General features: G+C 45.3%; 19 protein-coding genes, 1 pseudogene and 1 riboswitch. Of the genes and pseudogenes, 7 read left to right on the forward strand and 13 right to left on the reverse strand.

Translation table 11 applies throughout. From position 1 onward, the window contains the following. Nucleotide 1 precedes the first annotated feature (1 nt). Nucleotides 2–412 (forward strand): acid stress-sensitive anti sigma factor RsiO, encoded by a 411-nt coding sequence (gene rsiO / locus GYO_RS38895; protein ID WP_014115130.1) that lies wholly within the window; start codon nucleotides 2–4, stop codon nucleotides 410–412. Nucleotides 413–445: 33 nt separating this feature from the next. Here the strand turns inward: rsiO and GYO_RS38900 are convergent, their stop codons facing one another. From GYO_RS38900 to GYO_RS38925, 6 genes are all read right to left on the reverse strand, one after another. Further along, a complete protein-coding gene (locus GYO_RS38900; protein ID WP_014115131.1) occupies nucleotides 446–1,675 on the reverse strand; it encodes an ABC transporter permease in 1,230 nt (409 codons plus the stop codon). After that, complete coding sequence (locus tag GYO_RS38905; protein ID WP_014115132.1) at nucleotides 1,668–2,357, reverse strand: ABC transporter ATP-binding protein; 690 nt, start codon at nucleotides 2,355–2,357, stop codon at nucleotides 1,668–1,670. The genes GYO_RS38900 and GYO_RS38905 overlap by 8 nt, the downstream gene beginning before the upstream one ends. Then, nucleotides 2,341–3,534, reverse strand: coding sequence for an efflux RND transporter periplasmic adaptor subunit (locus GYO_RS38910; protein ID WP_014115133.1), 1,194 nt, complete (start codon nucleotides 3,532–3,534; stop codon nucleotides 2,341–2,343). Before GYO_RS38910 ends, GYO_RS38905 begins: the two co-directional genes overlap by 17 nt. A 172-nt stretch (nucleotides 3,535–3,706) precedes the next feature. Continuing rightward, the gene (locus tag GYO_RS38915) at nucleotides 3,707–4,516 is read right to left on the reverse strand and encodes an ABC transporter ATP-binding protein (RefSeq protein WP_014115134.1); all 810 of its coding nucleotides are present in this window, start codon (nucleotides 4,514–4,516) and stop codon (nucleotides 3,707–3,709) included. A 15-nt stretch (nucleotides 4,517–4,531) separates the two neighbouring features. Continuing rightward, nucleotides 4,532–5,542 (reverse strand): FecCD family ABC transporter permease, encoded by a 1,011-nt coding sequence (locus GYO_RS38920; protein ID WP_014115135.1) that lies wholly within the window; start codon nucleotides 5,540–5,542, stop codon nucleotides 4,532–4,534. Then, complete coding sequence (locus GYO_RS38925) at nucleotides 5,542–6,588, reverse strand: FecCD family ABC transporter permease (protein WP_014115136.1); 1,047 nt, start codon at nucleotides 6,586–6,588, stop codon at nucleotides 5,542–5,544. The genes GYO_RS38920 and GYO_RS38925 overlap by 1 nt, the downstream gene beginning before the upstream one ends. Before the next feature lie 204 nt (nucleotides 6,589–6,792). On the opposite strand from GYO_RS38925, the gene GYO_RS38930 reads away from it, so the two are divergent. After that, a complete protein-coding gene (locus tag GYO_RS38930) occupies nucleotides 6,793–7,740 on the forward strand; it encodes an iron-hydroxamate ABC transporter substrate-binding protein (RefSeq protein ID WP_014115137.1) in 948 nt (315 codons plus the stop codon). A 358-nt stretch (nucleotides 7,741–8,098) separates the two neighbouring features. On the opposite strand, the gene GYO_RS38935 is transcribed toward GYO_RS38930, so the two are convergent. Both GYO_RS38935 and sspJ read right to left on the reverse strand, forming a co-directional pair. Beyond that, on the reverse strand, nucleotides 8,099–9,508 hold the full coding sequence (locus GYO_RS38935) for an amino acid permease (protein ID WP_014115140.1): 1,410 nt from the start codon (nucleotides 9,506–9,508) through the stop codon (nucleotides 8,099–8,101). A 104-nt stretch (nucleotides 9,509–9,612) separates the two neighbouring features. Then, nucleotides 9,613–9,792, reverse strand: a riboswitch (Lysine riboswitch). A gap of 118 nt (nucleotides 9,793–9,910) precedes the next feature. After that, the gene (gene sspJ, locus GYO_RS38940; RefSeq protein ID WP_003240697.1) at nucleotides 9,911–10,051 is read right to left on the reverse strand and encodes a small acid-soluble spore protein SspJ; all 141 of its coding nucleotides are present in this window, start codon (nucleotides 10,049–10,051) and stop codon (nucleotides 9,911–9,913) included. A gap of 168 nt (nucleotides 10,052–10,219) precedes the next feature. Here sspJ and GYO_RS38945 point away from each other — a divergent pair, with 168 nt between their 5' ends. Together GYO_RS38945 and GYO_RS38950 are read left to right on the forward strand one after the other, a co-directional pair. Then, on the forward strand, nucleotides 10,220–10,702 hold the full coding sequence (locus tag GYO_RS38945; RefSeq protein ID WP_014115141.1) for a metal-dependent hydrolase: 483 nt from the start codon (nucleotides 10,220–10,222) through the stop codon (nucleotides 10,700–10,702). A 99-nt stretch (nucleotides 10,703–10,801) separates the two neighbouring features. Continuing rightward, nucleotides 10,802–12,655, forward strand: a complete 1,854-nt coding sequence (locus tag GYO_RS38950) for an LTA synthase family protein (RefSeq protein ID WP_014115142.1) — start codon at nucleotides 10,802–10,804, stop codon at nucleotides 12,653–12,655. Between the two features lie 26 nt (nucleotides 12,656–12,681). On the opposite strand, the gene GYO_RS38955 is transcribed toward GYO_RS38950, so the two are convergent. Continuing rightward, on the reverse strand, nucleotides 12,682–13,608 hold the full coding sequence (locus GYO_RS38955) for a substrate-binding domain-containing protein (protein ID WP_041521193.1): 927 nt from the start codon (nucleotides 13,606–13,608) through the stop codon (nucleotides 12,682–12,684). A gap of 110 nt (nucleotides 13,609–13,718) precedes the next feature. Here GYO_RS38955 and modA point away from each other — a divergent pair, with 110 nt between their 5' ends. Further along, nucleotides 13,719–14,501: a molybdate ABC transporter substrate-binding protein gene (modA, locus tag GYO_RS38960; RefSeq protein ID WP_014115144.1), complete on the forward strand. Its 783-nt coding sequence runs from the start codon at nucleotides 13,719–13,721 to the stop codon at nucleotides 14,499–14,501. Beyond that, on the forward strand, nucleotides 14,473–15,165 hold the full coding sequence (gene modB, locus GYO_RS38965) for a molybdate ABC transporter permease subunit (RefSeq protein ID WP_120698838.1): 693 nt from the start codon (nucleotides 14,473–14,475) through the stop codon (nucleotides 15,163–15,165). The genes modA and modB overlap by 29 nt, the downstream gene beginning before the upstream one ends. 29 nt (nucleotides 15,166–15,194) lie before the next feature. Here the strand turns inward: modB and pgoN are convergent, their stop codons facing one another. Then, nucleotides 15,195–16,025, reverse strand: coding sequence for a glyoxal/methylglyoxal reductase (gene pgoN, locus GYO_RS38970; protein WP_041521069.1), 831 nt, complete (start codon nucleotides 16,023–16,025; stop codon nucleotides 15,195–15,197). Nucleotides 16,026–16,247: 222 nt separating this feature from the next. Here pgoN and yvgO point away from each other — a divergent pair. After that, a pseudogene (gene yvgO, locus GYO_RS38975) lies at nucleotides 16,248–16,732 on the forward strand (stress response protein YvgO). A 43-nt stretch (nucleotides 16,733–16,775) separates the two neighbouring features. Here yvgO and GYO_RS38980 read toward each other — a convergent pair. The 3 genes from GYO_RS38980 to GYO_RS38990 all read right to left on the reverse strand — a co-directional run bounded on the left by GYO_RS38980 (nucleotide 16,776) and on the right by GYO_RS38990 (nucleotide 22,602). Next, nucleotides 16,776–18,788, reverse strand: coding sequence for a Na+/H+ antiporter (locus GYO_RS38980; protein WP_014115149.1), 2,013 nt, complete (start codon nucleotides 18,786–18,788; stop codon nucleotides 16,776–16,778). A gap of 255 nt (nucleotides 18,789–19,043) precedes the next feature. Beyond that, nucleotides 19,044–20,759: an assimilatory sulfite reductase (NADPH) hemoprotein subunit gene (gene cysI, locus GYO_RS38985; RefSeq protein WP_014115150.1), complete on the reverse strand. Its 1,716-nt coding sequence runs from the start codon at nucleotides 20,757–20,759 to the stop codon at nucleotides 19,044–19,046. Between the two features lie 25 nt (nucleotides 20,760–20,784). Next, a complete protein-coding gene (locus GYO_RS38990; RefSeq protein WP_014115151.1) occupies nucleotides 20,785–22,602 on the reverse strand; it encodes an assimilatory sulfite reductase (NADPH) flavoprotein subunit in 1,818 nt (605 codons plus the stop codon). Nucleotides 22,603–22,659 lie beyond the last annotated feature (57 nt).

Below are 22,659 nucleotides of genomic sequence, written 5' to 3' on the forward strand. Positions count from 1 at the left end.
AGTGAAATATCAAATTTCTTCCAAACGATTATTGCGGCTCTTTATAAAGTACTTGCTGGCCGCGACAGCAGTAGTGTTCACCTATTTTGCCGTCATGTTTATATTGTTTTCTTTAGCAGGAACGAGCTACCGTTCAGTAGCTCATGTCCTGCTTTTTGCCGTGTTATTTCTTGTCCTTGGACTATTCTTAGAACCATTTGAACGCCTGATGGTACATAGTTTTACTTTTTTCAAGACAGACAAACGCTTATTCATTCTCCTTGCTGGCATCGTACAGCTGCTGTTTTTGTGGATGACTGCTCATACAACAGACGAAATGATCAGCGACATCTGGCTGTCCACCACAGAAGAAATGATCGTCGCAGCCGTTTTTCTTATTTTAGATAAATGCAATTCGGCCATTCCCAGCTAAAAAAAGAACGCATTCCAAATGGATGCGTTCTTTTTATTCATAGCGAAGCGCGTCTACAGGCTGAAGCTTAGATGCCTTGATGGACGGAAGCAAGCCGAAAATAATGCCGACTGCCATTGAAAAGATGAGTGCTCCGACAACAGCCGGAACGGAGACGATAAAAGGCATCGGAAAAACGACCGTCAGCAGCTTAGCGATGCCGAAGCCCGCTAGCACACCGAGTATTCCGCCAATGCTTGTCAGCACGACAGCCTCAGTTAAAAACTGAAATAAAATCACACGCCGCTTAGCACCGAGCGCTTTCTTAATCCCGATTTCCCTCGTGCGCTCCGTGACGGAAACGAGCATAATGTTCATGACGCCAATACCGCCTACCAAAAGTGAAATACTGGCGATTCCGCCAAGCAGCAATGCAAATGACTGATTAAAGGACTCCACTTCCTGCGCGATCTCCTGAAGATCCATCACACTGTACTCTGCTTTTTCCAACTCAGCTTCAGACAGTCCCTGATTTAAAAGATCCGCAGCCATTACACCGGCTTCTTGAATATGCTCAGAAGAATCAGCCTGCACGGCAATCTGCGTTGGCGCATCAAAGCCTTCAATGAGCGGCCACACTTTTTTCGGCACGTACAAAACCGGGTTCGCGTAGTCGCCTTCAAACATGCTTTCCTGCTGATCTTTTTCTTTAAAAACACCGGCAACCCTAAACGGCACACCATTCATCTCAATGTTTTGATGCAGAGCGCCTCCGTCTGGAAACAGTTCATCTCTGGCAGCTTCATTGATCATCACCACTTGGTGTGTGCTGTTTAGTTCGTTTTCCGTCAGCTTTCTCCCTTCGGTTATACGGATTGGGAACATATCAAAGTAATCACCGTCGACTCCGTACACTTGGGGGTACGAAACGTTTGTTAAATGAAAAACGCTCGCGCCTTCAGACAAGTAATATAAGGATAATCCTTTGACCATAGGATCAGATTTGATCGCCTTTACTGTTTCCTCTGCTACAGGCGGCGCGGACGTATAGGAAACTTGGTAGCCTCCGCCCTCCTCTTCTCCGCCCGACGGCTGGTAGACAACATTGATCGCGTTATTTCCCATGCCGATCATGCTCTGCTTTAATTGTTCGCTTTGGCCTTTTAGCATCGAAACAATTGCAATGATTGCCGCTATGCCGATAATGACCCCAAGCATTGTCAGTATGGATCTTAATTTATGAGAGAAAATGGATTGAAAGGAGATTCGAATATGTTCAAGCATGGCTGATATCCCCTCTCTCATCTAATACCAATTCTCCATCCCTGATAAAAACCGTTCTGTCAGCTTTTCTGGCGACGTCCGGGTCATGGGTAATCATAATAATTGTCTTGCCTTCCTGATGCAGTTCAGAAAACAGCGACAAAATTTGTTCGCTTGATTTGGTATCAAGCGCCCCGGTCGGTTCATCAGCTAAAATAAACCTCGGCTGATTGACAAGGGCCCTCGCTATCGCCACCCGCTGCTTTTGCCCGCCGGACAGCTTCGGAGGCTTGTAGGCGACTCTGTCTTTTAAACCGACCTTTTCCAGCGCTTCATAGGCTCTTTGCCTTCTTTCTTTTTTCTTCACTTTATTATAGATCATGGGCAGTTCGACATTTTGCAACGCGGTGAGACGCGGCAGCAGATGAAAGGTTTGAAACACAAACCCGATTGATTCGTTGCGGATTTCGGCTAAGGCACCGTCTTTCCCTTTCAATATATCTATCTGGTCAAGCGTATAGGTTCCGGAGGTTGGCCTGTCCAAACAGCCTATGATATTCATTAACGTCGACTTTCCAGAACCGGAAGGCCCCATAATCGCCAGAAACTCACCAGCCTGGACAGTCAGATTGATATGTTTCAAGATTGGAACTTCTTCTTTTCCCAGCTTGTACGATTTCGAAATATTATTCAGTGTCAGCATTGACTGTAACCTGCTTTCCTTCCTTGACTGCGGGGTCAGGATAGATTACATAATCTTCCGGCGTCAGGCCGCTCTTGATTTCCACCATATCATTTTCATCAGTTTCCCCGATTTCAACAGGCTGTTTGACCGCTTTCTGCTTCTCATCAGCTTTCCACACGTACGGTTCGCCGTCATCCTGAATGACCATGTCAGACGGCAGCTTGATCTTATCCGCATCAGCCTCATCACTCATCACTTCGATGTTGACATGATAGCCGACTTCGAGACCTTTATGGCTATCTAATAAAATTGAGAAAGGATAGTTAGAGGATTGAGGGTTCATTTCTTCTTCAGCAAAACTTTCTGATTCCTCACCCTCGCCTGCTCCTGCTGGAAGCTTGCCGATCGAGGTGACCTTTCCTTTCCACTCGCCTTCACCGCCTGTTTTCAGCGTGACTCTGACTTTGCTGCCTTTTTTGATTGTGTCCATTAACAGCTCATTGATTTGGCTTTTGACTAGATATTTGCCCGTCGAAACAATCTGGATATACGGACCTGCTGCCTGGTCACCTGTTGCTCCGTCAGCGATATCCTGATTGACGCTTTGAACGATCCCATTATGCTTGCTTGTAATGATATTGGAACCTTTGTTTTTCGTCAGGGCAGCCAGCTCTTTTTGATGCTGCTTCAGCTCAAGCTGGCTTGTTTTTAATTCGAAATTGGCCTGATCAAGCTCATCTTGAAGCTGGGATTTCTCTTCCTTTCCGGCCGATTTCAGCTGCTTTTCCGTTTCCGTTATTGTTTTTTGTAAACGGCCGATTTGCAGGTTGGTCATTTCAATTTGCAAATTGGCTTGCTCAACTTCGTCAGAATGATCCTCACCCTCATACTCAAAAAGTTTATCGCCCTTTTTGACCTGATCGCCTTCTTTGACGTATGTTTTTTTAATGTTGCCTTTTTCTGAATCTATGTATACTTTCTGCTGTTTCTCAGGTTCTACCTTTCCAGAAAACGTTTGGCCTGATTCTGATTCTCCTCCCATGTATACCGCTACCGATTCAGCATAGGGCTCCGATGATACGGCAATTTGGTTCATGTGGGTAAAAAAGTAAAAACCGCCGGCACCGATCCCAGCTAATACAAGCACACCGGCACATATCGCACCGCCAATAAGCCATTTTTTCTTCTTGGACACAACGATCTCCTCTTTCTGTAAACTATGTAATATTTTCGAAACATTCTAACCAATATTATCTATTAATTCAAAAAGACTTGCAATCTTTTTATTGAAATGATGGGATCAAATAGAAAAATTGTATTTTCACGGCCGAAAATAAAAAAATCCCGGCTCTGAACCGGGATTTTTCTTACACAGAAACAAGCGCTTTTTCATTTTTAATCAGATCATAGGTCAAGCATACAGGTTTATTTGTACGGGGATCAGTCACGATTTCGGCATCAATCTGAAATACCTGCTTCAAAATGTCCGGTGTCATGACCTCCAGTGCGGTGCCTTCCTTGATGACCGTGCCTTTTTTGAGCGCGATCATATAATGAGAAAAACGGGCTGCGTGGTTAAGATCATGAATGACCATTAAAATCGTCCGCCCCTGCTCTTTGTTGAGTCTGTCAAGCAGCTGAAGAATTTCAAGCTGGTGTGCGAGATCAAGATACGTTGTAGGTTCATCCAGCAGCAGCAATTCAGTCCCTTGTGCAAGCGCCATGGCAATCCACACGCGCTGACGCTGTCCGCCTGACAGTGCCTCAATCGGCCTTTCAGCGAATTCAGCCATGCCTGTTTCTTCAAGCGCCCATTTGATAATCCGGCGGTCTTCATCATTTAATCTGCCGAATCCTGACTGATGCGGAAACCTGCCGTACGATACCAATTCATACACCGTTAAACCGCTCGGCGCTTCAGGTATCTGCGGCAGAATCGCCATATCTTTCGCAATGTCCTTTGTAGACATTTTATGAATCGCTTTGCCGTTTAAATAGACGGTCCCTGCATGTGAACGCATAATTCTGGACATTGTTTTTAATATCGTTGATTTCCCGCAGCCGTTCGGGCCGATTAAGGTGGTAATTTTCCCTTTAGGAATCGATATATTTAACTCTTCTACAATCACCCTGTCGCCATAACCGATTCCAAGCTGATCTGTTGATAATGAATTCATATTCGGCCCCCTCCTCTAATTCGCTTTCATCAATAAATAAATAAAGTAAGGCGCACCTAATACGGAAATGACAAGTCCAACCGGAATTTCTGACGGTGCCAATACATTTCTCGCCAGCGTATCTGCGAGCAAAAACAGAAATGCGCCGATGAAGGCGGAGACCGGTATCAGCGTCTGGTGACGGGGACCGGTAAGCCTTCTTGCCACGTGGGGCGCGATCAATCCGAGAAACGCAATGCCACCTGCAGCTGCCACGCATGAAGCGGCAAGTGTGACCGCTGCCAGAAGAAGAATCCGTCTTTCCCTTTCCACAGCAGTGCCCAGCCCGGTCGCTAATTGGTCTCCAAGCTGTAAAATGTTCAAATAGCGTGCCTTATATAAAGTAAACGGAAGCAAGATCACAATCCAAGGGAGAATCGCCCAGATCATATTCCAGTTCGCCCCCCATATCGAGCCGGATATCCAAACCGCGGCTTGCATAAAATCATGAGGGTCCATCTTGAGCTGAAAAATCAGCAACAGGGCGTTAAATCCGGCATTCACACCAATACCGACTAAAATCAGCCGAATCGGGGTCACGCCTTTTTTCCAAGCCAGAAGATAAATGAGAAACGCGGCGAGGATCGCGCCCGCCAACGCACTGAACGGCAGCATAAATGTACCGAAAAAGCTGAGGTCTGAAGCTGACTCTTGAAAAAAGTAAATAAAAAGCACAACAGCAAGAGAGCCGCCGGCGTTAATTCCGAGAATACCGGGCTCAGCCAGATCATTTTGAGACACGCTTTGCAAAATGGCTCCAGCAACAGCGATTCCTGCCCCAACGAGCAAGGAAAGGATGATTCGGGGAAGCCTGAACTCAAATAAAACAAGCTCGTCACGCGCCGTTCCTTGGCCGAAAAAGACCTGAAGCGTTTTAAGCGGTGCAATTTTGATGACGCCCAAATTTAGACTGATAAAAAAGACCAGCACGATGAGCAGAAAGGTCACAGCCATCACAAAGAACGGCTTTTTCGTTTTTGTTTTCATTACAGCCCTCTCCTTTCACGGCGTGCCAAATAAAAGAAAAAGGGAACGCCGATTAGAGAAGTCAGCGCGCCGACAGGCGTTTCAAAGGGCGCATTTACGAGTCTTGCCGCAATGTCAGCAAACACAAGCAAAACAGCGCCGAGCACTGCCGAGCAAGGAATAATCCACCTATAATCTACACCGACCAAAAACCGGGTAATATGCGGAATGATCAGTCCGATAAATGCGATGGTGCCAGCTATGGAAACCGCAGCTCCCGTCAAAATCACAACGACAAGCATGCCAACCAGTTTTACCGCTGATGTATATTGTCCAAGCCCTTTCGCCAGCTCATCACCGAGACTTAACACTGTCACAGACCGGGCGATGATAAACGCCAGCGTTAAACCGACAGCCCCTGCGAGAAGCAAAAGCTGGACACCTGACCATTTCACGCCCGCTACTCCGCCTGCGTACCAAAAACTGATATCCTGAGCGACATCAAAGCGGATTGCAATGGCGGTTGAAATGCCCGTAAAGAAATAAGTAACAGCCGTTCCCGCGAGAGCCAGTTTTACAGGCGTAAGTCCGCCCCTTGAAAACATGCCGATACCCATTACCGTCGATGCCCCCAGCCCCGCTCCTGCAAAGGACCATAGCACAAGCCCCATAGCAGAAAGTCCGGGGAAAAAGGCAAACGCAATCGAAACGGCAAACGCGGAGCCCGATGTAACGCCCATAATCGAAGGCTCTGCCAAAGGGTTTCTCGTCATCCCCTGCATGATCGCTCCCGACACTGCTAGCAATGCGCCGACAAGTGCGGCAGCAGCCGTTCTTGGCAGCCGAAGATCGTGTATAATTTGGTGGGACGTCTCTGTCGGCTGAAAATGAAAGATGGCGTCCCACACAGTGCGCAAATGAATATCCGCTGCACCGAGAGATATGGATAAAAGCGCGCCAAGGCATAGTAAGCATATCCCTGCAATAAGGACAATGACCGCGCCATATGACCTTGACGTCCATTGGATTTCTTCTGATGTGGTCTGTCTATTTTTCTTTTGACTCAACAGCCGTACTTCCTTTCCGATAATGATAATGATTATCAATTGCTGTTCCAGTATATCACTTTTTTCCGCTGATTTAATAGAGCGTTTTAAACAAAAATGAGAATATAATTGCAAAAATATCGTGTCAACTGGCTCTTGCGATGGTATAATCACATTGATAATGATTCTCTTTATCACCTATTTTCCAGAAAGAAGGTATGAGATATGACCCATATCTATAAGAAACTCGGAGCCGCATTTTTTGCCCTGCTATTAATTGCAGCGCTGGCAGCCTGCGGAAATAACTCAGAAAGCAAAGGCTCTTCCTCTGATTCAAAAGACGAAGAAACCATTACATACAAGGCTGAAAACGGAAATGTGAAAATTCCTAAACATCCTAAACGGGTGGTTGTCATGGCTGACGGCTACTACGGCTACTTCAAAACACTGGGCATCAACGTCGTCGGTGCGCCTGAGAATGTATTTAAAAACCCTTACTACAAAGGAAAAACCGATGGTGTCACAAACATCGGAGACGGCACGTCCATTGAAAAAGTCATTGATTTGAATCCTGACTTGATTATTGTCTGGACAACGCAAGGCGCTGATATTAAAAAGCTTGAGAAAATCGCGCCGACTGTCGCGGTAAAATACGATAAGCTCGATAATATCGAACAGCTGAAAGAATTCGCAAAAATGACGGGAACTGAAGATAAAGCGGAAAAATGGCTGGCTGAGTGGGATAACAAAGTTGCGGCAGCTAAAACAAAAATCAAAAAAGCCGTCGGTGACAAAACAATTTCCATTATGCAAACGAATGGAAAAGACATTTACGTATTCGGTAAAGATTTTGGAAGAGGCGGAAGCATTATTTACAAAGATCTCGGCCTGCAGGCTACAAAGCTGACAAAAGAAAAAGCCATTGACCAGGGTCCTGGATATACAAGTATTTCATTAGAGAAGCTCCCTGACTTCGCCGGAGATTATATTTTCGCAGGACCATGGCAATCAGGCGGTGATGATGGCGGCGTTTTTGACAGCTCCATCTGGAAGAACCTAAGCGCCGTTAAAAATGACCATGTCTATAAGATTGACCCAATTGGCTTCTATTTTACAGACCCGATTTCATTAGAGGGCCAGCTGAAGTTTATTACGGAAAGCTTAACAAAATAAACAAAAGAGCCGCCTGCCTGCGGCTCTTTTTCCATCCATTAAAAGGAGCGGCTCATTTTGAACCATATCGGATATTTTCTTGCGCAATTCATATTTAGCTGCATAATCATCGCGATCAGTTTTTTTAACAGGCTCTATATCGGAAAACCTTTTTATCATGTGCTCTTGGTATTCATCATAGTGTTAGTCGTGTTTAGTTTCCTGGAGAGACTGAAAAAACGGTTTTTGCATATGCGATTATCCGCAAAGGTTTTTCTCTTTATTTCAGCTTTCCTGTCAGCTATTTTAACGATCGGATTACTAACAGGAGAAATTGTATTTCGATAAAAAAGACACCTGAAAATCAGGTGTCTTTTGTTTATGCTTGTTTTTCTTTCTGGAACTTTTTAACCACAAATGGATAAACGATCAACCCGACAAAGAATAAACCGATGCCGAGAATAAATGTCGTTAAATCCGCTGTGCCTGTTACTATCACAAACAATGAGTATACGCACGCTAAAATCGCAATCAATCCGTCTTTTACGCGGGAGCCTTTTAGCTGGTCATATGTTTCACCTTTGATGACAAGCTTCAAGCTGTAAATCGCTGATACCAAATACGGAATTAAATACGCAAGTGTTGCCGCTGTCGTTAAAAACGTAAATGCGTCACTTATTGTCCGGGAAATAACAGAGAAAATGAAGACCTGTGACATCACATTTGTAATAATCAGCGCATTAATCGGACTTCCCTTTTTATTCGTTTTCGCAAAGAATGCCGGAAAATCTCCTGCTTTAGCAGCTTGGTAAGGAACCTCAGAGCCAAGCAAAATCCAGCCGAGCATCGTTCCGAATAAGCAAAGAATCGCCAATAGGGCCATGATCACGCTTCCCGCGTTCCCGACAATCGCATACAGCACATCAACGAACGGTTTTTCAGAGCCGACAAGCTTATCATGCGGCAGAACTCCCATCGTAATTAAAGTCACAATAATATAAATGCTCAATGCAATCAGCAATCCGGTAATTGTCGCACGTTTTACATCACGCTGAGAACGCGCGCGTCCGGACAGGATAACCGCTGATTCAATTCCGACAAACGCCCAAAGAGTAGAAATTGCGGCGTTGTGAACCTGGCCGCCAATTCCGATGCTTGTGCCGTTTTCGCCTTGAATTGGAAAATAAAAATGATCGAATAATGTCGTTTGAAATACAAACAATCCGGCAACGATAAAGAAGACAAAACCTAATACTTTCGAAAACGTTGTGATAAAGTTTAATTTACTTGCACCGTTAATGCTTGCAACAAGAATCGTGTGCGTTCCCCATAACAAAATTGTACATACAGCAAACGTCAGCAATTGGCCGAGTGTCACCTCTTGCCCGCCGATTGAAAACATTTCACGTTTATCAACCAAGACCGGGAAGAACGAAGTCAAGTAACCGGCAAGACTTGTAATAATCGCTACGTTACTGATCCAGCTCGCCACCCAGTAGCCCCACACCATTGTGAATCCGGCAGCGTTCCCTTTCTTCGGATCAGAAAACAGCGCTCTCGCATAACTTTGCGGTCCCGCTGTCAGCTCAGGCTTGCGAATGGACAAGTGCCCGAAGACAAGCGCAATCATTAGCACGCCGGCACCTGTCAAAAGCCAGGCGGACGTAGCGCCAAGCGGACTTGCGATCGTAGCAAGCGAACTCGGCAGGGAGAAAATTCCTGATCCAACCATATTTCCAACGACAAACGCCGTTAATAACCAAAAACCCCATTTTTTCGTCTGTTCCATTCCAGTACCTCCAATGATTCTTTGTACGGACCAGACCCCGAGATCATATAAACGCAAAAAAAGCCTGAACAAAAGTCCATGCTTAAAGAAACACACACCCTTGATCTCCGGATAGCCCTCCGCGAAAAAGCACGCGGCAGTCCTGCACTTATTCAGATACAGTCCCAGCATAGAGAAGGATCGGCTTTCTCCACACTTCGGCGCTGATGCCTTTTACACATGTTTAACAGCTCCTGTCAGCCTAGCATGTGTGACTCATCATCCGCGCAACCTCTACCTCACTGAGAAAGAGTGAGGATTTAAATATTCAGTTACTCCCAGAAGGTTATCAAAGAAAGGATGATCTGTCAAAGGGAACAGATGGAAAATACGGATAGAGACAAGCCCTATCCGCACTGTGGTTTATCGATTATTTTTCTTTTTTTGCACAGCTTCTTGAAGCGGATCATCTTTTAGAGCTGAACCGGCATCTTCAAGAGCTCCCTGGATTACGTTTTTTTCTTTATCAGAACGTTTTCCTTTATCTTTATTAAAGAAACCCATTCGTATCACCTCTTTATAGAAAATAGGTACATGTTTAAGATGCCTTTTTCCTTGAGAAATTATGCGGGAAATTTTTTATCGTCCAAAGTCCTGTTGATCAAACATACATTCTCTTGATATATTTGTAATTCAGAGATTTTTTGCAAAAGATAAAAGGAGAAGCGGGAAATGACAGGAAAAACACACATCATGGGAGGCATCGCTTCTTGTACGGCAGTGGCTTATTATTATGGATTTGATCCAGTGCTTATGGCTACGTCAGGCGCGGTTGGGGCATTGATACCCGATATCTGCCACACGCAAAGCAAAATCGGGAGAAGATTTCCTATTTTATCGAAAGTGGTCAGCTCCGTTTTTGGCCACCGAACCTTTACGCACAGCCTGCTGTTTCTGCTCATCATGTTTTTTATCACAGGCACATATATTCCAGATAAAAACATATCAACCGGACTGATGATCGGAATGGCGAGCCATTTGATTCTTGACGCTTGGACGGTGAACGGAATCAAATTATTATTCCCTTCAACGATCCGCGTGCGGCTCCCACTATATATGAAGACAGGCAGTTTTTCCGAGCAGCTCGTGTTAGCCGGGCTGACAATTGCTTCATGTTACTACTTTTATATGCTGTTTCATGGACGCATGTTTTAAACGTGAGTGCTGACACTTGTCTGAACGGGCTGTTTTTAGTAGGTTTTACATAAGAAGCATTTCATGCAGATGATCAAGAAAACGTGAGGAGTCATATTAATGAAAGGAACCTTTTTTCACAATCAGCGGTTTTTATGTATTTCGATCGTATTCATGTGGATCAAAACGTATGCGATCTATAAACTCGGCTTTGATTTGCAGATCGATTCTCTGTTGGAGGAGCTGATGTTGCTGATCAACCCGCTCAGCTTTATCCTTCCTTTATTCGGGATCGGCCTGCTTCTGAAAGAAAATAAGCAGCGGGTCTTTTTGCTGATTGCCAATTTGGTTCTGACTGTAATCTTGATTTCCAACACGATTTTTTACGGCTTTTATATCGATTTTATTACCATCCCGGTTTTGTTTCAGGCCAGTAACATGAGCGATATGGGCAGCAGTGTAAAAGAACTGTTCAACCCTCTGTTTATCGCCCTGTTTGCAGATTTGGTTTTTCTTCTGCTGCTTGCCCGAAAAGAGAAACACTCGCAGACAAAAGCCGCATCCCGCACGGTCAAACGGTACTATGCAGCTTCCTGCGGCATGATTTTATGCACCCTGGCACTTGCAGAAGTACAGCAGCCGAGGCTTTTGGCACATTCCTTTGACCGGGAAATGCTCGTCAAAAGCATCGGTCTGTTTCAATTTCATATCTACGATACGATATCTCAGACTGTGAATATAAGCGCGAAAGCATTTGCAGATGAAGACAGCATGACTGCCATTAAAAACTACACAGAGGCTGATTACAGCAAGCCTGACCAAAGCAAGTTCGGGCTGGCAAAGGGGCGCAACGTCATCTTTGTGACGCTTGAATCGACCCAAAGCTTTGTTCTGAATGAAAAGGTAAATGGAAAAGAAATTACCCCGTTTATGAATGATTTCATCAAAAAAAGCTATTACTTTGATCATTTCTATCAGCAAACCGAACAAGGCAAAACATCTGATTCAGAATTCATCGTCGCTAACTCGCTGTATCCTTCCCTTAGCGGCGCCGTCTTTTTCACGAAAAGCGACCATCAATTTCATACGATGTACAAATCGCTGAAACAACATGATTATTATTCAGCCGTCTTTCACGCCAATCATAAAACATTTTGGAACCGAAATGTGATGTACGATACATTTGGGATTGACCGCTTTTTTGATGTTGATGACTTCCATGTCACTCCCGGAACATCAACAAGCTGGGGCTTAAAGGATAAGGAATTTTTAGAGCAGTCAGCCGGAAAGATGAAAAGCCTGCCGCAGCCGTTCTACAGCAGTTTCATCACATTAACGAATCATTTTCCGTTTGAGATTGATGAAAAGGATCAGCTGATTGATGAATACGATTCAAGCAGCGACCTGCTAAACCGTTATGTGACAACGGTTCGCTATGAAGATGAGGCATTGAAGCATTTTATCAAAAAACTGAAGAACGAGGGCTTATACGAAAATTCGATGATCGTGTTTATGGGAGATCATTACGGGATTTCAGAAGCCCATAACGATGCGATGGCTGAGTTTTTAGGGAAAGATGAAATCACGCCGTATGACAACGTTCAGCTCCAGCGGGTACCGTTTATTATACATATCCCGGGAATTACCGATCAAAAGCCGGAAACCATCTCTGACGCCGGAGGGCAGGTCGACGTCAGGCCGACACTGATGCATTTGCTAGGCATTGAAACAAAGGGCGATATTCAATTCGGCAACGATTTGCTGTCAGATGACCGCACCCCATTCGCCGTGCTGAGAAACGGCAGTTTTATAACGAACGACTATGTATACACGAAAAACACGTGCTACAGCCAAAAAACAGGTGAAGCGCTGGAAGATCAGAATGCGTGCCTCCCTTATAAGGAGAAAGCAAACGAAGAGCTGTCTTTCTCTGATAAAATCTTAAACGGCGACCTGCTCCGTTTTTATGAATAAAAAATCCCTCTGTACAGAGGGATTTTTTACGTTTCAAACATTACTTTACCGGTCAGCTTTGTGTGATAGCCGTTTAAATGGGACAGATTCGCCTTGTATTCTTCAGAATTCAAGATCTCCTTCACAGCCTTCAGCAACTGCTCATGTTTTTTCAAAACGACGATATCATATTGTTCGTCGATAAGCGGGATAAAATCAACACTGCCCATATGTGCCGCGTGCTGCGCCCCGATTCCTGCGTCAGCCTGTCCGCTTGAGACTTGTGAAGCGACAGCGTAATGATCGGTCACGATTTCGCCGTATCCCTTTACATCAGCCGGATTCACACCAAGCAAGCCAAGCTGTTCATTAAGGAGCACCCTTGCGCCCGAACCCTTTTCCCTGTTGATAATCCGGATATCGGTCCTTTTCAAGTCTTCCCAGCCTTGAATGTTTTTCGGATTCCCTTTTTGAACATACAGTCCTGCTTTGCGGAGAACGACATTGATCAGACAAAACGGTTCACCTGACAAAATCCGTTTCACATAAGGCGCGTTATACTGGCCGGTTTCTGCATCGTACAAATGGAGGCTGACAATGTCACACTTTCCTTGATACATATCAATCAGGCTGTTTAAGCTTCCTTTGTATTTGCGGAGCGGCGTCTCCTGAATGGCATTCTCCAAATGCTTACTGAGCATATCCATCGAAATGTCCTGTCCGCTGATCATGACATTTGGTCTGCCATCCGGCTCAGCCTCCTGCCTCTGTTTCGGTACTTCGGCTGCAGCAATAGGCTGAGACATTCTCATATTCGTCTTATATTGCTTTAGGTCTTCTTCGTCCACACGCATCTGCCTTCCGACGCGGTAAGCAGGCAGCACGCCTTTTTTAATCAAATCATAAACGGTCAGCTTTGATACCTTCAGCAGACCTGCAACTTCTTCTATCGTATAGGAAGAGGTTTCATTCATCATCATCACTCTCCTATTTTATTATACCTTTTCGTCGAATGTAAAAAAACCCACATAAACCAAACATAATCAGTTATAATTAGTTATATCTAATGATAAGGGGTGCAATCATGTTTAAGAAGTATTCTATTTTAATCGCAGCCTTAACCGCTTTTCTGCTTGCAGCAGGCTGTTCTTCAAACCAGTCTTCAACGGACAGCGAGAAAAAAGTTACGTTAACCATCTCAGCTGCCGCCAGTGTACAGGATGCACTTGAGGAAATCCAAAAGAATTACGAAAAAGAACACCAAAACATTACAATCCAAGATAACTATGGCTCATCCGGCGCCTTGCAAAAACAGATTTCACAAGGAGCAGGAGCTGACCTGTTCTTCTCAGCTGCTGAGGATAAATTTCAAAAGCTGGTGGATGATGGGGATATCGCCAAAAAAGACAGCACTGATTTAGTAGGCAATGAAATTGTGCTGGTCGTGCCGAAAAACGGTGATTCGCCTGTGACTCGCTTCAGCAATCTGGCTGATTCAGAAAAAATCGCCCTCGGAACGCCGGAATCCGTGCCGGCAGGAGCTTACGGGAAAGAATCACTGACAAAGCTGTCTCTATGGGACAAAGTGAAGGATAAGATCGTTTACGGAAAAGACGTTCGCCAAGTTCTTTCTTATGTTGAAACAGGCAATGTAGACGCAGGCGTTGTTTATAAAACGGACGCTCTGATCTCAAAAAAGGTCAAAATCATTGACGAGGCAAAAGCAGATACACACAGCCCGATTGTCTATCCGTTAGGAATTGTAAAAGATACAAAACACCGTAAGGAAGCGAAGGAATTTTACGAGTACCTGCAATCTGATGAAGCAATGAAAGTATTTGAGAAATATGGTTTTACTGCTGAGTAGCATAAGCGCTTCAGATTTTTTCACACCTGTTTTGCTTTCCTTTCAGGTGGCGGCAGTTGCCGGAATTGTTGTCATTATTCTCGGAACACTGGCTGGAGCATGGATGTCGCGGGCATCATTTTTCGGAAAAACGGCGCTCGAAACATTTTTTATGCTTCCGCTCGTTCTTCCGCCTACTGTTGTCGGTTTTATTTTGATCGTCATTTTCGGAAAGCACAGTTTCATCGGTCAAGCCATCGAGTGGGTCTTTCAGCAGCCTGTCATTTTTACCTGGTGGGCCGCTGTGATCGCCTCAGCGGTTGTAGCCTTTCCGCTTATGTATCAATCCGCCAAAACCGGATTTGCTGACATTGATCCCGATATACAGGGCGCGGCAATGCTAGACGGCGCAAGCAGATGGAAGGTATTTATCCATATTTCAGTCCCGCTCGCCTATCCTTCATTGCTGACCGGAAGCATCCTCAGCCTTGCGCGGGCGCTCGGAGAATTTGGCGCAACACTCATGTTTGCAGGGAACATCCCCGGTGTTACGCAAACACTGCCGACGGCCATTTATGTGGCATTGGATTCCGGCAACAATACCCTTGCCTGGGCGTGGGTCGTCTGTATTGTTGTCATTTCCTTTTTGATGCTGTTTTTCATTCAACAGAAAAACACACACTAAAAAAACTCCCCGTGACGGGGAGTTTTTCATTAAAACAGGAGCTCATCGGGATTTGGGCCGACACGCTCATCTTTGTTTAACGCGTCAATTTTGTCCATGTCTTCTTGAGACAATTCGAAATCGAAAATATCAGCGTTTTCGATGATACGGTGTTCTTTAATGGATTTTGGAATTGTTACAACTTCATGCTGCAGATCCCAGCGCAAAATCACTTGAGCCACAGATTTATTGTGTTTTTCAGCAATCTGTGTCAGTACTTCGTTATCCAAAAGCTGTCCCTGCATGAGCGGAGACCACGCTTCCAACTGGATGCTTTGCTCTTTACAGTAATCTCTTAATTCTTTTTGCGTCAAACGAGGGTGAAATTCAACTTGGTTCACCATCGGTTTGATTTCAGCATCTTTCAACAGCTCTTCTAAATGATGAACTTGGAAGTTGCTGACGCCGATCGCGCGGATTTTGCCGTCTTTGTACAGCTTTTCAAGCGCGCGCCATGTATCTTTATATTTATCCTTGCCAGGCCAGTGGATCAAATATAGATCTAAGTAATCAAGCTGAAGTCTTTCCAAGCTTTTTTCAAAGGCAGCAAGCGTTGTTTCGTAGCCTTGATCTTCATTCCATACTTTCGATGTGATGAAGAGCTCTTCTCTTGCCACACCGGATTCTTTAATTCCGATGCCAACGCCTTCTTCATTTTTGTAGATCGCTGCTGTATCAATGCTGCGGTAGCCGTTTTTAATTGCCGCTTTCACTGATTCAGTCGCTTCACTTCCATTTTCTACTTTAAAAACACCCAGACCGAACCAAGGCATTTCCACTCCGTTATGTAACTTTACAGTATCTTTTAAACTTGTTGGCACTTGAACATCCACCCTTTCACTGAAATGTAAGCGTCTATATTATCTCACATTCCTCTCAGCCGATACCAATAATACGCTTAAGACCCTCTTTTTGCTTCTTTTTTCACAGCACAGGCAAATTCAAACACTATTTTTTTCCTATTTTAACAATATTGAGATTATCAATACATTGAGCAGGGTATGCGTTTAGTGTAACCAAATGAAAACAAAGGAGGAAACAACTTGAAACGTATTCGTATCCCAATGACACTTGCGCTTGGTGCCGCTTTGACAATTGCCCTTTGTCCTTTGCTTCCGCTGAAGAAAATCCTGCTCCGAAGATCTCACAGACAGCAACTGCCGGAACAACTGCCGCTGATGTAGGTTTAAACGTCAACCTGGATGTGCTTGGAATTGCCAACCAGATCGCTGATGCCATCAAATCCTCACAGAACCGGGATGGATTTGTGAAAAACCTCATGGAGTCTTCCTTCTACGCATCCGGCCAAAAATATAACGTCATGGTATTTAATTTAAGCCAGGAGTATGAAGATCACTTGAACGGTGTGCAATTTTACGGTTCAGCCGTTTACGACGGCATTACGTACGGCATTTGGGTATTTGAAGACGGAACCTTTACAAACAAAGGTGATGGTGGCTGGATCAACTGGGCCTTCAGAGGCTGGTTCGACCGGGATGGCAGCACTGTCGAATTCCATCGCCCTTAATATAGAAAAAAGCTGGCGTTAGACGCCAGCTTTTTTGCTGTATTTATTCGCCGCCTTCAAGCATGGCGGCTTCCACATCATTAATGTATTGGCGAAGCTCATGGGAGATGTCCCGGGAAATTTCCCGCTCCTCGAAGAGCGTTTGAATTTCATTTCTGATCGCCTGCACAGCCTTCAGCTTCACTTCCAGCTTCTGATTTTCAAAATGAGCGCTTGATTTCAGCTCATGATGGCTGTGCTCCAGCCTGAAAATTAATTGTTTATAAAACGTAATGACAGATAAAAACACTTCTTTATGTTCTTCCGTCTTATGTTTTTCCAAGTATTCTATCGCTGCTTTTGCTGTTTTCACTCTCGTTGCCCGTATCAATCCCGCTTCATTTAAAATCGACATCTCCGGCTTTTTATGTTCACCGAAGAAAATCCAATACATCAGCCGTTTGAGCCTTGTTTTTGATAATCCGACTTTAAATGGGTTGCCATACAAAATTTCTAATTCGTTAAACCGTTCTTGCAGTACATTTGCCGTTTCTTCTGGGATGTCTCCCCGCTCCAGCATTTTTACCAGTGCCTCTTGCTCAGCGTTAACCCCTTGCGCACGGACTTTTCGCTCTTGCTTTTTGATCCGATTAGATGATGTATACTGCTGAAAACGAAGATTTTTCATTTTCTCATTGTATTCAGCTATAACCGCAAGAGAGGCTGTTTTGTTTGTATCGTTCATGTCCTCTTTAATCGTTCGGAGAGCTGTTTTAATCAATTTGCGTCTTGCCGTCAGCAGCTTTTCATTTCGTTTCTCATCCTCTTCTTCTTTTTCAGTCAGAAGCGGGAGTACAACAGTGGCAATGACAAGTGTGCATAAAATGACGCCGGCTGCTAAAAAGAGAATCAGATTTCTTTCCGGGAACGGTGTGCCGTCCTCCAGAAAATACGGAATGGAGAAAGAACCCGCAAGCGTTACAGCTCCGCGCACACCGGAAATCGAAAGTAACAGCGTTGAACGAAGACCCGGTTTATAGATGTTCTGATCCCTATTAAAGAACCATTTGCCATTCCAGAAGAACAGCACCCACATAAATCTGAGAAGCATTAACGTAAATGTGATCACAAGGATATAGCTGATCACCTTCAAGTTGCTGATTGCGGTGTCGTTAAAGATGACAGAAATGACGTCCGGAATCTGCGTCCCGAGAATAACGAAGACAAGACCGTTCAAAATAAATAAAATAATGTTCCACGTACTTGAGGAGACGATTTGCAGTTTGACCATCGTTGATTCCAGACGATCCTGTTCAACCGCATGGGTAATGCCTCCCGCTACAACGGCTAAAATGCCGGAAACGCCGATTTCTTCCGCTGCCAAATAAATCACAAACGGCGTCAGAATTTGAATCAGCATATGCATCGTGACATCCTGCATACCAAGGCGGCGCAAGAATAGGCGAAAACGAATAATCAAAAACGAAATGACAACCCCGCACAGCAATCCCCCGAGAGAAATAAATACAAAGCTGACAGCCGCTTGTGCTAATGAAAATGCACCGGTCACTGCAGCTGCAATCGCAAACTTGAAGGCCACCAGACCTGATGCGTCATTCATCAGCCCTTCCCCTTCAAGCAATCGAAGAATCCCTTTTGGCATTTTCACTCTTCCTGATAATGCGCTGACAGCGACAACATCAGTCGGTGAAAGAATGGCCGCAAGTCCAAAAGCCGCTGCCAGCGGAATATCAGGAATCATCCAGTGAATCGTGTAGCCTCCTACAATCACAGTCGCAAATACAAGGCCGAGTGCTAGCAATAAAATTGGAGCTCGTAAATTCCAAAGCTCTGCCCGCGGCGTTCTCTTCCCATCATTAAATAGAAGAGGCGCAATAAACAAAACAAAAAACAATTCGGTGCTTAATTCAAAATGAAGCCCCTGTGGAAATGAGGCCGCAAGAATCCCTAGCGCCACCTGAATAAGAGGCACTGGAATAAATGGAATAAACCGGTTCACGATATTGGATATCGCAATAATCGTTAATAAAACGAGAACAACTAAAAATATGTCCAAATGCATGACCTCCTTCGTCTGTTGTGTTTCGTGCATGATGACTCGATGTCTGATTGTCTATAAGAGGCTGAGGATAGGATGGCCTTGCATCCATTATGTGATTTCGCAGGAGTTCTCTCCACACTTGTCTTCTTTTATAGTACCCTTTTTAGGGTATTATTTCTCATGAAATGCTCATAGTGAACTTTTTTGCAGCAGAGCAAATTCTAGAAAAAAAGAGACAGGGAGTTATTCCCTGTCTCTCATCTTTCTTTATCAATCATGAAAATTTGTGCCGTCAGTCGTTGCTTTAATGATGCCTGCGCGGATGACAAAATCACCGAAGTGCTCGCCTTCCTCACGTTCTTTCGCATAACGGGAAAGAAGGTCGCGCAGCTCGCTTAAAATGTCTTCTTCACCGATGTTTTCACGGTACATTTTGCTTAAACGGCTTCCGTCAAATGCAGCGCCAAGATACATATTATATTTGCCCGGCGCCTTTCCGATAAATCCGATCTCACCAAGCGCATGGCGTGCACAGCCGTTAGGGCAGCCTGTCATGCGAATGGTGATTTCCTGATCACGAAGGCCGTTTTCGTCAATAATCTCTTCAACCTTATCTAAAAGGGTCGGCAAATAACGTTCTGCTTCAGCCATTGCCAATCCGCAGGTCGGAAGAGCGACGCACGCCATAGAGCTGCGGCGGAGCGCTGAATGATGCTTGCCATCAGTGAGTCCGTATTGCTCGATTAACGCACTAATTTCATCTTTTTTATCGCTTGAAACGTTCGCAATAATCAAGTTCTGATTGGATGTCAGACGAAACTCGCCTGTATGAACCTTGGCGATTTCCCGCAAGCCTGTCATCAGCTTATAATCATCGTAATCCGTTACACGGCCGCCTTCGACAAACAGTGTAAAATGCCATTTATCCTCAATGCCTTCCACCCAGCCGTAACGGTCGCCGTTATGGTCGAAGTGATACGGCTTCGCTTCTTCCAAGCTCCAGCCAAGACGGTTTTCCAATTCTTCTATTACGGTTTCTAAACCGAGGCGGTCAACCGTGTATTTGAACCGCGCATTTTTGCGGACAGAACGGTTTCCGTAATCGCGCTGAATCGTAATCGTTTTTTCAGCAACGTCATACATTTGCTCAGGACGGCAGAACCCAATCACCTTGGCTAATTGCGGATATGTCGCTGTGTCACCGTGCGTCATTCCCATACCGCCGCCGATCGCCACGTTAAAACCAATCAGTTTGCCCTCTTCAACAATCGCAATGAATCCCAGATCTTGTGAAAAGACGTCAATATCATTAGACGGCGGAACTGCAATACCGATTTTAAATTTCCGCGGCAGATAGAGCGGTCCGTACATTGGCTCAACTTCTTCCTCAGGCGTGCCGGCTACTCTTTCCTCATCTAGCCAAATTTCATGATATGCTCTCGTCCGCGGCAGCAGATCATCACTTAATGTTTTAGACCACTCGTATACCTCAGAGTGGATTTCAGACTGATAAGGATTCGATGCGCACATTACGTTGCGGTTTACGTCTCCGCAGGCTGCGATCGTATCCAAAAGAGCTGAGTGGATCGTCTGAATGGTTTTCTTCATGTTCCATTTCAGAATCCCATGCATTTGGAACGTTTCACGTGTCGTCAGTTTTAATGTGCCGTTCCCGTATTTCTGAGAAAGGTCATCCATGACAAGCCATTGCTCAGGCGTTGAAACGCCTCCTGGCATACGCACGCGCAGCATAAACTGATATGCAGGCTCCAGCTTTTGCTTTTGGCGTTCGTTGCGGAGGTCACGGTCATCCTGCAAATAACTGCCGTGGTGTTTCATCAGGCGGTTGTCATCATCCGGAATTCCGGCACTGATCCGATCCAGCATGACTTCTTTCAGTGTGCCGCGCAAATAATCACTTTCTCTTTTAATGCGTTCAACATCACTTGGAGAGCCGTCCGGTGCTTTTAAGATTTTGGTCACCATGTTGAAAAACTCCTTTCAAGTCAAATCAATATACATCACGCTGATAGCGTTTTTGCTGCTGCATATCGGCAAGATAAGCTTCCGCTTCATCGCGGCTCATATTGCCTTCTTTCTCGATAATTTCAACCAATGTGTTATGGACGTCATGCGCCATGTGCTTTTCATCGCCGCAAATGTAAACAACCGCGCCTTCTCGAAGCCATTCGAACAATTCTGCGCTCTGCTCAAGCATGCGATGCTGCACATATACTTTTTCTTCCGTATCACGTGAGAACGCCACATCCATTTTTGTCAGCACACCGTCTTTGAGCCAATTTTGCCACTCTGTCTGGTAAAGGAAATCTGTCACAAAGTGCTGATCGCCAAAGAACATCCATGCTTTTCCTTCCGCTCCCGTCTCCTCACGCTCCTGCATAAAGGAACGGAACGGAGCAACGCCTGTCCCAGGGCCGACCATGATAATCGGTGTTTCAGGATCTTTCGGAAGCTTAAAGTTTTGATTATGCTGGACATAAACCGGCAGTGTATCTCCCGGCTGCAGACGCTCCGCGCATAAAATTGAGCAGACGCCTTTTCGTTCACGGCCATGCGCATCGTAGCGGACTGCACCGATCGTTAAATGCACTTCATCCGGATTAGCTGATAAACTGCTCGCAATCGAATAGAGGCGGGCCGGCATTTTTCGCAGAATCGAAACAAACTCCTGCGCCGATACACTGAACGGGCCATAATCACGAACGAGATCAAGCAAATCGCGCCCTTCAAGATACGCTTTTACATTATCCTCATTTCCTGGGGCTAAAAGCTCTCTAAGCTTATCGCTCCCAGACAGCTGGGCTGCCTGTTCAAGAAGCGGTTTTGTGAGAACGGTAATCTCATAGTGAGAAATCAGCGCTTCTTTCAGCGGGCGGACATCACCTTGCTTATTAAGCGTCACAATTTCTTCGGGGTCCCAATTCATTTCCTTAAGCAGCAGCTCGACAAGCTCCGGATCGTTTTCCGGATAGACGCCGAGGCTGTCACCAGGCTCATAAGTCAGGCCAGATCCTTCAAGAGACAGCTCCACATGGCGTGTTTCTTTATTTGATCCGCGGCCGTTCAAATTTAAATTTTCTAACACTTCAGCCCGAAACGGGTTTGTTCTTGAATACGCAGATTCAACTGTTTGAGGCACTGCTGCCGGCGCAGGCGCGGCACTTCCGCCCTCAGCTTCACTTAAGCCATCAAAAACGCTTTCCAGCCATTCAGCTGCCGGCTCATCATAGTCAAGATCGCAATCAACGCGCGGAGAAATCCGTTTTCCGCCGAGTTCTTCTAAGCGCTGATCAAATTCTTTCCCTGTCTGGCAGAAAAACTCGTACGAGCTGTCACCAAGCGCCAAAACAGAAAAACGAAGATCTTCAAGCTTAGGCGCCCGTCTACCATGCAGAAATTCATGAAACGACAGTGCGTTATCTGGCGGATCGCCTTCACCGTGCGTACTGACGACGATCAAAAGATTGTTTACTTTTTTCAGCTGATTCGGCTTAAAATCGCTCATGGATGAGACGGTTACTTGAAAACCGCGCTGCTCAAGCTGCTTGCCGGCATTTTCTGCAAGACCCTGTGCGTTTCCCGTCTGTGAACCGTAAAGAACGGTCACTTCTTTTGAAACGGCTGGTGCCGCCACTTTCGCAGACACAGCAGCCCCCGGCGCCTCCGCTGTTTCTTGGGCGGAAACAGCTTGCGCGGATAAATATCCGCTCAGCCAGATTTTCTGAGATTCGGTCAAGGTTGGCAGAAGGCGGTTAAGGAGCTCTGCCTGCTCCTGATTAAACGGACTGTTCATTACCTGAAGTTGCAACGTATTCCACCTCACAAAGTTATAAACTGATCGAAAATTGCATCTAATTGAACTTTA

This window comes from Bacillus spizizenii TU-B-10 (assembly GCF_000227465.1).
Lineage (GTDB): Bacteria > Bacillota > Bacilli > Bacillales > Bacillaceae > Bacillus > Bacillus spizizenii.